This window comes from Streptomyces sp. NPDC037421, assembly GCF_055602105.1.
Genome location: NZ_JBVJWV010000002.1, coordinates 327,413 through 340,482 on the forward strand (window position 1 = coordinate 327,413; position 13,070 = coordinate 340,482).

A 13,070-nucleotide genomic window follows, 5' to 3' on the forward strand; every position below is an offset into this window, starting at 1 on the left:
GCACCGATGAGCTACGAGGACGCCGACCCCGGGCTCTACGGCCCCGGGTCCGTCACCTGGCAGTGCCACGGCGACCCGGTCATGTGGATCGCCGGCGTCCGCGCGCTCTACCTCCAGGCCCTGCACCCGCGCGCCGTCCGGGCCGTCATGGAGAACTCCACTGCTTTCGGGAACAAGGGGGGCCGCGGCGACGCGTGGGCCCGCCTGCTGCGCACCGCCGACTTCGTCGGCACCCTCACCTACGGCACGTCCGAGGCCGCCGAACGGGCCGGGGCCCGGGTCCGCGCCATCCACGGGAGGCTGTCCGCCACCGACCCGGACACCGGGGAGCCCTTCCCCGTCGACGACCCCGCACTCCTGCTGTGGGTGCACTGCGCCCAGATCGACAGCTTCCTGCACATACTGCGCCGATCGGGTGTCCCTCTCACCCCCGCCCAGGCCGACCGGTACGTGGACGAGAACCGGACCAACGCCCGCCTCGTCGGCCTCGACCCGGCCGCCGTGCCCGCCACCGCCGGGGCCCTCGCCGCGTACTTCGACCGGGTCCGCCCCCGCCTCGCCGCCGGGCCCGACGCCCGCGCCGTCGAGGACTTCCTGCGCGCCCCGCCCGTGCCCCCGTACCTCGTCCCTGGCCGAAACCTGCTGTGGAGTCCCCTTGTCGGCCTCGCCTACGGATCCCTGCCGGGCTGGGCGCACCAGCTGTACGGACGCCCCGCACCGCCCCCGCGCGCGGTCACCCGCCGCCTGCGTCTCACGGGTCGCGTGCTGCGCACCATTCCCGCAGGTCTACGCTGGCAGCTGCCTCCAGGTCACATCTTGAAAGCGATGCGCCGACTGGGCCCCGGCAGCCGCCCTTCCGCGTACACACTGCGAAAATCAGCGGCCATACTGGACCGGCCGGGGAGGGCGCGGCACGACGACGGGGGCGGCTTTAAGACATGGCGGAGTCCAGACTGATCCAGGGCCGGTACCGGTCACTCGATCTGATCGGGCGCGGCGGCATGGGCGAGGTGTGGCGCGCCCGCGACGAGTCGCTGGGCCGTCAGGTCGCGGTGAAGTGCCTCAAGCCGGTCGGCGCCGAACAGGACGCCCACTTCACCCAGGTCCTGCGCGAGCGCTTCCGGCGGGAGGCACGGGTCGCCGCCTCGCTCCAGCACCGCGGCGTCACCGTCGTGCACGACTTCGGCGACGACAGCGCCTCCGGCGGCCCCCTCTACCTGGTCATGGAACTCCTGGAGGGCCGCAACCTCAGCCAGCTGATGGAGGAGAACGAGGCGCGCCCGCTCCCCGTCGACGTGGTCCTCGACATCGCCGAGCAGATGGCCGCCGCCCTCGGCTACACCCACGACCAGGGCGTCGTCCACCGGGACCTCAAGCCCGCCAACATCATGCGGCTCACCGACGGCACGGTGAAGATCTGCGACTTCGGGATCGCCCGCCTGGCCCACGACATCGGCTTCACCGCCAAGCTGACCGGCGGCGGCATGGCCATGGGCACCCCGCACTACATGTCGCCCGAGCAGATCGCTGGCGGCGAGGTCGACCACCGCAGCGACCTCTACTCCCTCGGCTGCGTCCTCTACGAGATCGCCACCGGAGCCCCGCCCTTCGACCTCGGCGACTCCTGGTCCGTGCTGGTCGGCCACCGGGACACCGCGCCCGTACCGCTGCGCGACCACCGGCCCGAGCTGCCCGGCTACTTCGAGCAGCTCGTGCTGGACCTGCTGGCCAAGCGCCCCGAGGACCGGCCCGGCGACGCCCGCCACCTGCACCGGCGCCTGGTCGAGGCCCGGTTCGGCCCCGGCGGGCGGCCCGCCGCGCAGCCCCCGCTGCCCGCCTGGGCCGAGGGGATGACCGCCGGGCGCAAGGCCGGCGTGGACGCCCGCCCCGCCAGCGGGGAGTGGGCCCTGCTCACCGGCTCCTGGACGGCGGCCCGCCCGGCCCCGGCCGCCCCGGGTTCCGTCCCCGCCCCGGCCTCCGGCGAACACCGCATCACCCGCCCCGCCGCCGCCGAGGACCCCCGGCTCACCGCCGCCTACGGGCTGGCGCTGCGCACCCCGGCCGCCGGGGAGCCCGACGCGCTCGCCGCCGGGCACACCCGCGCGTTCGCCCTCAGCCGCGCCGGCCGCCCCGAGGAGGCCCTCGCCGTGTACGTGGCCGTCGCGCAGGGGCGTGCCCGGGTGCTCGGCCCCGACCACGCCGAGACCCTCGCCGCCCGCCAGGAGGAGGCGTACGAACTGGGACGGCTGGGCCGGCACGGAGAGGCGTACGAGATGTACCGCGCGGTCCTCGCCGCCCGCGTCCGCACCACCGGCCCGCTCCACCCCGACACCCTGCGCTGCCGCCACAGCCTGGCCTGCGCGCTGAGCGCCCTCGGCCGGCACGCCGAGGCCCACGCCACCGCCGCCGAGGTGGCGGCCGACCGCGCCGCCGTGCTCGGGGCCGAGCACGCGGACACCCTGCAGAGCCGCTACGAGGCCGCGTACTCCCTCGGCCGGCTCGGCCGCTGGCAGGAGGCGCTGAGCGGCTTCCGGCAGGTCGCCGCCGCACGGGACCGCGTACTCGGCCGCGACCACCCCGACGCACTCGCCGCCCGCTACGAGACCGGCATCGCCCTGGGCCGCACCGGCCGCGCCGCCGAGGCCCTCGACCTGTTCCGGTCCCTGGTCCGCGACCGCACCCGGGCCTACGGCGCCGCCGACCCGGAGACCCTGCGCGCCCGGCACGTCCTCGGGGTCAACCTGGGCCGCCTCGAACGCTGGGAGGAGGCCGTCACCGAGGCCCGGGAGGTCGGCCGGCTCCGCGCCGGGGCCCTCGGCGCGGAACACCCCGACACCCTGGTCAGCCGCCGGGAACTCGCCGTCGGCCTGGGCCGGCTCGGCCGCTGGGACGAGGCGCTGCCCATATACCGGGACCTGTCCGGCATCCGCGAACGCTCCCTCGGCGACGAGCACCCCGACACGGTCCTCGCCCACGCCGACGAGGCGCACTGTCTGGAGCGGCTCGGCCAGGTGTGCTACCAAGAGCCATGACCGCCAACTCAGGCTCCCGGGGCTTCGCGCAGGACGTGTACGACGCGGTGATCGTGGGAGGCGGCCACAACGGCCTCGTCGCCGCCGCCTACCTGGCCCGCGCCGGCCGCTCGGTCCTGGTCCTCGAACGGCTCGGCCGCACCGGCGGGGCGGCCGTCTCCACCCGGCCCTTCGCCGGCGTCGACGCCCGCCTCTCGCGCTACTCCTACCTCGTCTCGCTGCTCCCCGCGAAGATCGTCCGCGACCTGGGGCTGCGGTTCCGGGTGCGGCGGCGCACGGTCTCCTCGTACACGCCCTTCGAGCGCGACGGCCGCCCCGGCGGACTCCTCGTCGGCGGCGGCGAGGACCGCACCCGCGAGTCCTTCGCGGAACTGACCGGCTCCGACCGGGAGTACGAGGCCTGGCGGGCCTTCTACGGGACCACCGGCCGGCTCGCCCGCAAGGTCTTCCCCACCCTCACCGAACCGCTGCCCACCCGTGCCGGACTGCGCGCCCGGATCGACGACGAGGCGGCCTGGCGGATGCTGTTCGAGGAGCCGCTCGGCCGGACGCTGGAGGAGCGCTTCGCCGACGACCTGGTCCGGGGCGTGGTCCTCACCGACGGCCTCATCGGCACCTTCGCCGACGCCGACGACCCCTCACTCGTACAGAACCGCTGCTTCCTCTACCACGTGATCGGCGGCGGCACCGGCGACTGGGACGTGCCCGTCGGCGGCATGGGGGCCCTCACCGACGCGCTCGCCGAGGCCGCCCGGGCGGCCGGCGCCGAGATCGCCACCGGGCACGAGGCACTGCGCATCCACACCGACGGCACCGCCCCCGCCGAGGTCACCTTCCGCACGGCGACGGGCGAGGGCGCCGTCGTCGGGCGCGACGTCCTGGTCAGCGCCTCCCCGCGGGCCCTGGCCGAACTCCTCGGCGAGGACCCCGGCGACGGCGGCCCGGCCCCCGAGGGGGCCCAGTTCAAGGTCAACATGCTGCTGAGCCGGCTGCCCAGGCTGCGCGACACCTCCGTCGACCCCCGCGAGGCCTTCGGCGGCACCTTCCACGTCGCCGAGGGCTACGAGCAGCTCAGGCGCGCCCACGGCGAGGCGGCCGCCGGTGAACTGCCGTCCGTCCCGCCCTCGGAGATCTACTGCCACTCGCTGGCCGACCCCTCGATCCTCGGGCCCGAACTCGCCGGGCAGGGCTACCAGACGCTGACCCTGTTCGGGCTGCACACCCCGGCCCGGCTCTTCGAGAAGGACAACCGGCAGGCCCGCGAGGTGCTGCTGACCGCCACCCTGGCCCAGCTGGACGCCCACCTGGCCGAGCCGCTCACCGACTGCCTGGCCTTCGACGGGGACGGCCGCCCCTGCATCGAGGCCAAGACCCCGCCGGACCTGGAACGCGAACTGCGGCTGCCCGGCGGGCACATCTTCCACCGGGACCTGTCCTGGCCGTACGCGGACGGGCAGGAGGCGGGGCGCTGGGGCGTGGAGACCGCCCACCGCAACGTCCTGCTGTGCGGTGCGGGGGCGGTCCGCGGCGGCGGGGTCAGCGGGATCCCGGGGCACAACGCGGCGATGGCGGTCCTGGAGCGGCGCTGAGCCGCGCCCCCGTCGGGCGGGTTCGATGACCGGCCTCAACGCCCCGGGCCGCGGCCCGTGTTCCCGGCCGGCTCGTCCGGAAGGGTGAAACCGTCGAAGAGGTCGTCCAGCGCGCGCCGCGTGGCGCTCGCGGGGGTGGCACGGAAGGCGAGGTCGCGGGCGGCCACGGCCAGCGGGTGGGTGAGGGCGGCCACCCGGCCCATCCGGCGGGCCCGGATCCGGATGGCGTCGGTACGGGCGAGCCTGGCCCGGGTGTAGGCGGCGAGCGCGGCCGGTACGTCCGGCCCGCGGAGCAGGTGGGCCAGTACGACGGCGTCCTCGACGGCCTGGCAGCCGCCCTGGCCGAGGTTGGGCGTCATGGCGTGCGCGGCGTCCCCGATCCACGCGGTGCGCCCGTCGTGCAGCCGGGGGAGCGGCGCGGCCAGGTCGTACAGGCCGTGCTGGAGCACCCGCTCCGGGGCGATCCGGTCCAGCAGGGCGGGGATCGGGTCGTGCCAGGTGCCGAACCGCCGCAGCAGTTCGGCGCGGACGTCCGCGGGCCGGTACCCCTCGGGGACGACGGCGGTGGCGTACAGGTAGACGCGCCCGTCGGCGAGCGGGACCGTACCGAAGCGTTCGCCCCGGCCCCAGGTCTCGGCCGCTTCGGCCGCCGGCCCGGACGGCAGCACGGTCCGCCAGGCGGTCTCCCCGCTGTAGCGCAGGCCCGGGTGGGCCGGGAAGCGGCGGCGGCGCAGCGGGCTGTGGATGCCGTCGGCGGCGACCACGGCGTCGGCGGCGAGGTCCCCGGCGGCGGTACGGGCCACCGCGCGGCCGCCGGTCCCGTCGACGGCGGTGACCTCGGCCCCGTACACCAGGGCGCCCTCGGGCAGCGCCGCGGCCAGCGCGGCGGTGAGGTCCGCGCGGTGGACGGCGAGCGGGGGCCGGCCGTAGCGGGCGGCGAGCGCGGCGGTGTCGGCGCGGGCCAGCCGGGCGCCGCCGGGCCGGCGCACGCCCATCGAGGCGGGGACGGCGCGCCCCGCGGCGCGGGTGGCGTCGAAGCCGATGGCGTCGAACGCGCGCAGGGCGTTGGGGGCGAGGACGATGCCCGCTCCGACGGCGGTCGGGGCGGCCGCCCGCTCGCACACCGTGACCCGCCACCCCTGGCGGTGCAGGGCCAGGGCGGCGGTCAGACCGCCGATCCCGGCACCGGCGACGACGGCGTGGCGCTGGGTCTGGGGCATGGCACGGCCTCCTGCGTTTCAGGGATCCTCTACAGCTGTAGAGGACGTGCTCTGCACTCTACAGCTGTAGAGTGGGGGCATGTCCACCCCGGAAACCCCGCCGCCGGCCGCCGACCGCCGGACGCTGATCGCGGACACGGCCATCGCCCTCGTCGCCGCCGGCGGTCTGCGGGGCCTGACGCACCGGGCCGTCGACGGCGCCGCCGCGCTCCCGGCGGGCAGCACCTCGTACTACTTCCGTACGCGGACCGCCCTGATCGGCGCCTGCTACCGGCGGCTGGCCGAGCTGGACCTCGCCGACCTCGACGGCGACGGCCCCCCGGCGGCCCCGGCGGACCGTGACGCCGCCGCGCGGATGCTCGGGGCGCTGCTGCACGAGTGGCTGACGCGGGGGCGCGAACGGCAGCTGGCCCGCTTCGAACTGAGCCTGGAGGCCGCCCGGAACCCGGAACTGGAGCCGGCGCTCCGGCAGGCGGGCCTCGCCGCCCGCGCCCGCGGGGCCGCGGTCCTCGCGGCCCTCGGCGCACCCCGGCCCGCGGAGTCCGCCGAACTCCTGGCCGCCTGGACCGACGGCCTGCTCTACGACCGCCTGGCGGGCGCCCTCGCCCACTCCCGCCCCGCGCCGGACCCGGCCGAACTGACCGCCGCCGCCCGCCGGATGCTCGACGCGGTGCTCGCTCCCGCCTAGGATCCCGGCATGATCGCCGAACTGCAGTGCGTGGTACTCGACTGTCCCGAACCGCTCAAGCTGGCGGAGTTCTACGGGGAGTTGCTCGGCGGCGAGGTCAACCGGCCCGACCGGCGCTGGACCCTGGACGAGCACTGGGCCACCCTCCACACCCCGTCCGGGGCCGTCCTCTGCTTCCAGCAGGTCACCGACCACCGCCCGCCGAAGTGGCCCGACCCCGCCCACCCCCAGCAGGCCCACCTGGACCTCGCCGTCGCCGACCTCGGCCGCGCCCAGGAGCAGGTGCTCGCCCTCGGCGCAGCCCTGCTCGACGACACCCGCGACGCCGAGGGCTGGCGCGTCTACGCGGACCCGGCGGGCCACCCGTTCTGCCTGATCCGGGAGGGGCAGTGAGCGGCGCGCCCCGGCTGACCCCGCTGATGCGGCAGTTCGAGTTCGCGTCCGCCCGGCTGTCCGGCCGCCTGGCGGGTCCCGTGACGGACAGCGGGGACGGTACGGACACCCGGGTGCTGCCCCTGACCGACGAGGAGTACCTCTGGGAGCCGGTGGCGGACTGCTGGTCGGTCCGGCGCCGCACGCAGGGTCCGGGGGCGCGCGCGACGCTCCTGGCCGGTGCCCGCACCGGCGAGTGGGGCCGCGACGCCGCCCCGTACCCGCACCCCTGGCCGCCGCCCTTCACCACCCTCGCCTGGCGCCTGAGCCACCTCACGGAGATGCTGACCCTGCGCGCCGACCACACGGCCGGCAGCCGCAGCCTCACCCGCGACGACCACCCCGTCACCGGCGACGCCGCCGGTGCCGTGGCGGCCTTCGCGAAGGCCGCCGACGCCTGGCGCGAGGCGCTGCTGAGCGTCGACGAAGCCGCGCTCGACACCGTGGGGTACTGCACCTACCCGCACGGCAGCGACGCGGAGGAGCCGTTCGTCGACATCGCGTGGTGGGTCAACCAGGAAGTCCTCCACCACGGCGCCGAGATCGCCCTGCTCCGCGACCTCTACCGGGACCGCCGCGCCCCGGACACGGACTGACCGGCGCCGGGCGCCCGGAAAACGGGTCGACCCGGCCCCCGCGAGGGCCTAGCGTCGACCCCCATGAGCATCCTGCAGACCATCCACGACGTGCCCGTTCTGATGTGCGACCCCGAGGGCGAGGCGATCGGGAGCGAACGGGACGTCCTGGACCTGGTGGGCAACGCCGCCTGGCAGGGCGCCCGGTGGGTGGTCGTGCCGGCCGGGCGGTTCGACGAGGGATTCTTCCGGCTGCGCACCCGGATCGCCGGGGACATCGTCCAGAAGTTCGTCACCTACCGCGTGGGCCTCGTCGTCCTCGGCGACGTCTCCCGCCACACGGACGGCAGCGAGGCGCTGCGGGACTTCGTCCGCGAGTGCAACCGCGGCCGCCAGACCTGGTTCCTCACCGACCTGGAGGAGCTGCGGGCGCGGCTGGAGGGCCAAGCCCCCTGAACCGGGGGCCCGTCAGTCCGCCGAGCGGGTCCAGCCCGCGGCCTCGATGCGGGACGCGTCCGCCGGGCGGTCCTCCGAGAAGAGGAGCCGGGCCGGTTCGGCGACCCGCAGGACGTCCACGTACACCCCGCGTCCCACGTACCGGCCGGCCGACGCGTGGCGGAAGCGCAGCCGGACCTCGCGGCCGGCCGACCAGGCGGGCAGCGGGGCTTCGAGCCGGTGCCAGATGCGGCCCGACCAGCCGCCGGCCGAGCCCGCCGGCCACTCCTCGGGGGTGCCGCCGGTGCTGCGCACCGTGCTGAACGGGACGGGCTCCCAGGCGCTTCCGTCCGCGGAGGCCTCCAGGTGGAAGGCCCCCGCGCCGGGCACCGTGTCCCACCACACCGCGCAGCGCAGCCGGGCGCGCGCCGTCGCGGGGGTCAGCGGGGGCAGGGTGAGGGTGCCCGAGCCGCCGGTCTCCATGCCGGAGAACCAGGCCGTGCCGCCGTGCTTCGTACGGACCGGCACGGCCCGGGCGAAGCGGTTGCCGGTGGCGACCCGGGGCGCGCTGCCGGCCCGCCAGGTCCGTACGGGGTGGACGGAGTTGCCGAGCAGGATCAGGAAGGAGTCGGTGGAGGGGTCCAGCACCAGGGAGGTACCGGTGAAGCCGGTGTGCCCGGCGGAGTGCGGGGTGGCCAGGGCGCCCATGTACCAGTGCTGGTAGAGCTCGAAGCCGAGGCCGTGGTCGTCGCCGGGGAACGCGGTGTTGTAGTCGGTGAAGAGCAGCTCGACGGAGGCGGGGCGCAGGATGCGCTTGCCCGCGTAGACCCCGCCGTCGAGCAGGGCGCGGGAGAGGACCGCGAGGTCCCAGGCGGTGCCGAACACCCCCGCGTGGCCCGCGACCCCGCCGAGGGCGTACGCGTTCTCGTCGTGGACCGAGCCCCACACCAGCCCCCGGTCCAGGCCCGACCAGGGCGGGCGCTGCACCTCGGTGGCGGCGGTGATCCGGCGCCAGGACAGCGGCGGGTTGTACCGAGTGCGGTGCATCCCGAGCGGAGCGGTGATCTCGTCGCGGAGCAGGACGTCCAAAGTGCGGCCGGTGATCCGTTCCAGGAGCAGCTGGAGCGCGATCAGGTTCAGGTCCGAGTACCGGTACACGGTCCCGGGGGTTTCCTGCGGCCGCACCGACCACAGCAGCCTCAACTGCCCCTCCCGGGTGGGCTCCTGGTAGAACGGCGCCCACGAGCGCAGCCCCGAGGTGTGCGTGAGCAGCTGGCGGACCGTGACGTCCTCCTTGCCGCCCCCGGTGAACTCCGGCAGGTACCGGTCCACCGGCGCCTCCAGCTCCAGCCGGCCCCGCTCCATCTGCTGAACCGCCAGGATGGAGGTGAACAGCTTGCTGAGGGAGGCCAGGTCGAAGACGGTGTCCTCGGCCATCGCGATCCGCTCGGCCGCCGGGAACTCCGTCGGCCGGTCGGTGCGGCCGTCGTGGTCCGCGTACCGCACCGCGTACCCCATCGCCCGGTGCAGGGCGACGGTCCGGCCGCGCCCCGCCAGCACCACGGCCCCGGCGTAGTACGGGTGCTCGGGGGAGGGCCCGAGGAAGCGCCGGGCCTCCTCCGCGACCCCCTCCAGGTGCCGCTCCAGCAGCCCGGCCTGCCGCGCCGATCCGTACCGCAGCCGCAGTCCCTGGAGGGCCCGCCGCTCGGCCGCGCCGGCCGGCGGCCCCGGAAGCGCCGCGTGCAGCACGAGCACCCCGCCCAGCGCCAGCAACCGCGCCCCGAGCCGTCTGCGGCTCGGCCCACCGCCCCCGCCGCCGGCCGCCGCCCCGCCGCCCCCGCCGCCGGCCGCCGCCCCGCCCACGGCCGGGCGCGCGGCCTGCTGCCGCAGCCCAAAGCGCCACCGGGGCCCGGCCTGCGGCCCGTGCGCCGCTCGCGCCCCCTGTTCGTCCGCCGCTGTCTGCGCCCCCGTCGCTTCCGCCATGACCGGCCCTCCTGTCCGCCCCGAACTGCCCGCCGCCCGCCGTCGCCTGCGGCCCGGACCGCTGCCCGATCCCGCTCCGGGAGAGCCCGGCCCCGGCCGGCGGGCCGCAGACGCTCCCGCCCGGGGGGAGCCCCCGGACCCGCTCAGCCCGCCGCAGGCGCTCCGCACGCTACTGGGTATCTGCCCGCCCGCCGGGGACCCTCCGCACCGGCCCGCCCGCAAGAATCTGACACTGCATCAGAAAATCTCTTCCCTCGGCCGCCGCCCTGCGGCATCCTCACGCCCATGGAGACGGAGCTGAGCAGGAAACTGGGAGTCGAGCACGCCATCTTCGGCTTCACCCCCTTCCCGGCGGTCGCCGCGGCCATCACCCGCGCGGGCGGATTCGGCGTGCTCGGCGCCGTCCGCTACACCGCTCCCGACGACCTCAGACGCGACCTCGACTGGATGCAGGAGCACACCGGCGGCAAGCCCTACGGCCTCGACGTCGTCATGCCCGCCAAGAAGGCCGTCGACGGCGTCAGCGAGGCCGACATCGAGGCGATGATCCCCGCCGGACACCGGGCCTTCGTCCGCGACACCCTCGCCAAGCACCACGTACCCGAACTCGCCGAGGGCGAGGCCTCCGGCTGGCGGATCACCGGCTGGATGGAGCAGGTCGCCCGGAACCAGCTCGACGTCGCCTTCGACTACCCCGTCAAACTCCTGGCGAACGCCCTCGGTTCCCCGCCCGCCGACGTCATCGCCCGCGCCCACGACAACGGCGTCCTCGTCGCCGCCCTCGCCGGCAGCGCCAAGCACGCCCGCCGCCACGCCGAAGCCGGCATCGACATCGTCGTCGCCCAGGGCTACGAGGCGGGCGGCCACACCGGCGACATCGCCACCATGGTCCTGGTCCCCGAGATCGCCGAGGCCGTCGCGCCGCTCCCCGTCCTCGCCGCCGGCGGCATCGGCAGCGGCGAGCAGATCGCCGCCGGACTCGCCCTCGGCGCCCAGGGCGTATGGCTCGGCTCCCTCTGGCTCACCACCACCGAGGCCGACCTGCACTCCCGCGCCCTCACCGAGAAGCTCCTCGCCGCCGGCTCCGGCGACACCGTCCGCTCCCGCGCCCTCACCGGCAAACCCGCCCGCCAGCTGCGCACCGAGTGGACCGACGCCTGGGACGACCCGGAGGGGCCCGGCGCCCTCCCCATGCCGCTCCAGGGCCTGCTCGTCGCCGAGGCCGTCTCCCGGATCCAGAAGTACGAGGTCCAGCCGCTGCTCGGCACCCCCGTGGGCCAGATCGTCGGCCGGATGAACAGCGAGCGCAGCGTCCAGGCCGTGTTCGACGAGCTCACCGGCGGCTTCGAGCGCGCCATCGACCGCATCGCCCGTATCGCCGGCCGGCCCTGAGGAGTGAGAAGCAGCATGACCGACACGCAGCAACCGCCATGGGGGTCCCCCCGGCCGTCTGGGGGAGGGTTCTGGGCGCAGGCCACCGCGGACCCCGCCCGCACCGTCCTGGTCACCCCCGAGGGCGAGGAGTGGTCCGCCGGCCGGCTGCACGCCGACGTCAACCGACTCGTCCACGGCCTGCGCGCCGCCGGGCTGGAGAAGGGGGACGCCTTCGCCGTCGTCCTGCCCAACGGCGTCGAGTTCTTCACCGCGTACCTGGCCGCCTCCCAGGCGGGCTTCTACCTGGTCCCCGTCAACCACCACCTCGTCGGCCCCGAGATCGCCTGGATCGTCTCCGACTCCGGCGCCAAGGTCCTCATCGCCCACGAACGCTTCGCCGACGCCGCCACCGCCGCCGCCGAGGAGGCCGGGCTCGCCCCCGGCCACCGCTACGCCGTCGGAGCGGCCCCCGGCTTCCGGCCGTACGCCGAACTCCTCGACGGGCAGAGCGGCGAACCGCCCGCCGGCCGCACCCTCGGCTGGGTCATGAACTACACCTCGGGCACCACCGGCCGTCCCCGCGGCATCCGCCGCCCGCTGCCCGGCAAGCTCCCGGAGGAGACGTACCTCGGCGGGTTCCTCGGCATCTTCGGCATCCGCCCCGCCGACGGCAACGTCCACCTGGTCTGCTCGCCGCTCTACCACACGGCCGTGCTCCAGTTCGCGGGCGCGTCCCTGCACATCGGGCACCCGCTGGTGCTGATGGACAAGTGGGGCCCGGAGGAGATGCTGCGCCTGATCGACCGCCACGCCTGCACCCACACGCACATGGTCCCCACCCAGTTCCACCGCCTCCTCGCGCTCCCGCAGGAGACGAAGGACGCCTACGACGTCTCCTCGATGCGGCACGCGATCCACGGCGCCGCCCCCTGCCCCGACCACGTCAAACGGGCGATGATCGACTGGTGGGGCCGGTGCGTGGAGGAGTACTACGCGGCCAGCGAGGGCGGCGGGGCCTTCGCCACCGCCGAGGACTGGCTGAAGAAGCCGGGCACGGTCGGCAAGGCCTGGCCGATCAGCGAGCTCGCGGTCTTCGACGACGACGGCAACCGGCTGCCCGCCGGGGAACTGGGCACCGTCTACATCAAGATGAACTCCGGCGGCTTCAGCTACCACAAGGACGAGGGCAAGACCCGCAAGAACCGCATCGGGGACTTCTTCACCGTCGGCGACCTCGGCCTGCTCGACGAGGAGGGGTACCTCTTCCTCCGCGACCGCAAGATAGACATGATCATCTCGGGCGGGGTGAACATCTACCCGGCCGAGATCGAGTCCACCCTGCTCACCCACCCGGCCGTCGCCGACGCCGCAGCCTTCGGCATCCCCCACGAATCCTGGGGCGAGGAGGTCAAGGCCGTCATCGAGCCCGCCGAGGGCTTCGAGGCGGGCGACGCGCTGGCCGCCGAGATCCTGCACCACTGCGAACGGCGGCTGGCCGGCTACAAGCGGCCGAAGTCGGTCGACTTCATCGAGACGATGCCCCGCGACCCCAACGGCAAGCTCTACAAACGCCGGCTGCGCGACCCCTACTGGGAGGGCCGCGAGCGCGCCGTGTGACGGCTCCGGCCCGGGGGGGGGGGGGGGGGGGGGGGGGGGGGGGGGGGGGGGGGGGGGGGGGGGGGGGGGGGGGGGGGCGGGGGTGGGGGGGGGGGGGGGGGGGGGTGAGGGAGGTGGGGCGAGGG

Annotated in this window: 11 protein-coding genes; 9 read left to right on the forward strand and 2 right to left on the reverse strand. The window is 75.7% G+C overall.

What is annotated here, in order from left to right:
* Positions 1-6 precede the first annotated feature (6 nt).
* The 3 genes from ACZ7IF_RS04975 to ACZ7IF_RS04985 are packed head-to-tail and all read left to right on the forward strand — an operon-like array spanning position 7 to position 4,621.
* Positions 7-957 carry an oxygenase MpaB family protein gene (locus ACZ7IF_RS04975; RefSeq protein WP_470963138.1) on the forward strand — a complete coding sequence of 317 codons (951 nt, stop codon included), beginning with the start codon at positions 7-9 and terminating at the stop codon, positions 955-957.
* Positions 939-3,032, forward strand: coding sequence for a serine/threonine-protein kinase (locus tag ACZ7IF_RS04980; protein ID WP_470963141.1), 2,094 nt, complete (start codon positions 939-941; stop codon positions 3,030-3,032). Before ACZ7IF_RS04975 ends, ACZ7IF_RS04980 begins: the two co-directional genes overlap by 19 nt.
* Complete coding sequence (locus tag ACZ7IF_RS04985; RefSeq protein WP_470963144.1) at positions 3,029-4,621, forward strand: phytoene desaturase family protein; 1,593 nt, start codon at positions 3,029-3,031, stop codon at positions 4,619-4,621. Before ACZ7IF_RS04980 ends, ACZ7IF_RS04985 begins: the two co-directional genes overlap by 4 nt.
* Before the next feature lie 35 nt (positions 4,622-4,656).
* Here ACZ7IF_RS04985 and ACZ7IF_RS04990 read toward each other — a convergent pair whose 3' ends face one another.
* A complete protein-coding gene (locus ACZ7IF_RS04990) occupies positions 4,657-5,841 on the reverse strand; it encodes an FAD-dependent monooxygenase (RefSeq protein ID WP_470963147.1) in 1,185 nt (394 codons plus the stop codon).
* 79 nt (positions 5,842-5,920) lie between these two features.
* Here ACZ7IF_RS04990 and ACZ7IF_RS04995 point away from each other — a divergent pair, with 79 nt between their 5' ends.
* From ACZ7IF_RS04995 to ACZ7IF_RS05010, 4 genes are all read left to right on the forward strand, one after another.
* On the forward strand, positions 5,921-6,529 hold the full coding sequence (locus tag ACZ7IF_RS04995) for a TetR/AcrR family transcriptional regulator (RefSeq protein ID WP_470963150.1): 609 nt from the start codon (positions 5,921-5,923) through the stop codon (positions 6,527-6,529).
* Between the two features lie 9 nt (positions 6,530-6,538).
* A complete protein-coding gene (locus tag ACZ7IF_RS05000; protein WP_470963153.1) occupies positions 6,539-6,922 on the forward strand; it encodes a VOC family protein in 384 nt (127 codons plus the stop codon).
* Positions 6,919-7,557, forward strand: a complete 639-nt coding sequence (locus ACZ7IF_RS05005) for a DinB family protein (RefSeq protein ID WP_470963156.1) — start codon at positions 6,919-6,921, stop codon at positions 7,555-7,557. Before ACZ7IF_RS05000 ends, ACZ7IF_RS05005 begins: the two co-directional genes overlap by 4 nt.
* A 63-nt stretch (positions 7,558-7,620) precedes the next feature.
* Positions 7,621-7,992 carry a DUF4180 domain-containing protein gene (locus tag ACZ7IF_RS05010; RefSeq protein WP_470963159.1) on the forward strand — a complete coding sequence of 124 codons (372 nt, stop codon included), beginning with the start codon at positions 7,621-7,623 and terminating at the stop codon, positions 7,990-7,992.
* A 12-nt stretch (positions 7,993-8,004) separates the two neighbouring features.
* Here ACZ7IF_RS05010 and ACZ7IF_RS05015 read toward each other — a convergent pair whose 3' ends face one another.
* On the reverse strand, positions 8,005-9,954 hold the full coding sequence (locus tag ACZ7IF_RS05015; protein ID WP_470963162.1) for a serine hydrolase domain-containing protein: 1,950 nt from the start codon (positions 9,952-9,954) through the stop codon (positions 8,005-8,007).
* 285 nt (positions 9,955-10,239) lie between these two features.
* Between ACZ7IF_RS05015 and ACZ7IF_RS05020 the strand changes: the two genes are divergently transcribed.
* Complete coding sequence (locus ACZ7IF_RS05020; RefSeq protein WP_470963165.1) at positions 10,240-11,346, forward strand: NAD(P)H-dependent flavin oxidoreductase; 1,107 nt, start codon at positions 10,240-10,242, stop codon at positions 11,344-11,346.
* 15 nt (positions 11,347-11,361) lie between these two features.
* Complete coding sequence (locus tag ACZ7IF_RS05025) at positions 11,362-12,945, forward strand: acyl-CoA synthetase (protein ID WP_470963168.1); 1,584 nt, start codon at positions 11,362-11,364, stop codon at positions 12,943-12,945.
* Positions 12,946-13,070: the final 125 nt, after the last annotated feature.

What these genes read in the sequence shown, in the direction of transcription:
- ACZ7IF_RS04975 (WP_470963138.1), top strand. Translation starts at nt 7, where the DNA reads ATGAGCTACGAGGACGCCGACCCCGGGCTCTACGGCCCCGGGTCCGTC.
- ACZ7IF_RS04980 (WP_470963141.1), top strand. Translation starts at nt 939, where the DNA reads ATGGCGGAGTCCAGACTGATCCAGGGCCGGTACCGGTCACTCGATCTG.
- ACZ7IF_RS04985 (WP_470963144.1), top strand. Translation starts at nt 3,029, where the DNA reads ATGACCGCCAACTCAGGCTCCCGGGGCTTCGCGCAGGACGTGTACGAC.
- ACZ7IF_RS04990 (WP_470963147.1), bottom strand. Translation starts at nt 5,841, where the DNA reads ATGCCCCAGACCCAGCGCCACGCCGTCGTCGCCGGTGCCGGGATCGGC.
- ACZ7IF_RS04995 (WP_470963150.1), top strand. Translation starts at nt 5,921, where the DNA reads ATGTCCACCCCGGAAACCCCGCCGCCGGCCGCCGACCGCCGGACGCTG.
- ACZ7IF_RS05000 (WP_470963153.1), top strand. Translation starts at nt 6,539, where the DNA reads ATGATCGCCGAACTGCAGTGCGTGGTACTCGACTGTCCCGAACCGCTC.
- ACZ7IF_RS05010 (WP_470963159.1), top strand. Translation starts at nt 7,621, where the DNA reads ATGAGCATCCTGCAGACCATCCACGACGTGCCCGTTCTGATGTGCGAC.
- ACZ7IF_RS05015 (WP_470963162.1), bottom strand. Translation starts at nt 9,954, where the DNA reads ATGGCGGAAGCGACGGGGGCGCAGACAGCGGCGGACGAACAGGGGGCG.
- ACZ7IF_RS05020 (WP_470963165.1), top strand. Translation starts at nt 10,240, where the DNA reads ATGGAGACGGAGCTGAGCAGGAAACTGGGAGTCGAGCACGCCATCTTC.
- ACZ7IF_RS05025 (WP_470963168.1), top strand. Translation starts at nt 11,362, where the DNA reads ATGACCGACACGCAGCAACCGCCATGGGGGTCCCCCCGGCCGTCTGGG.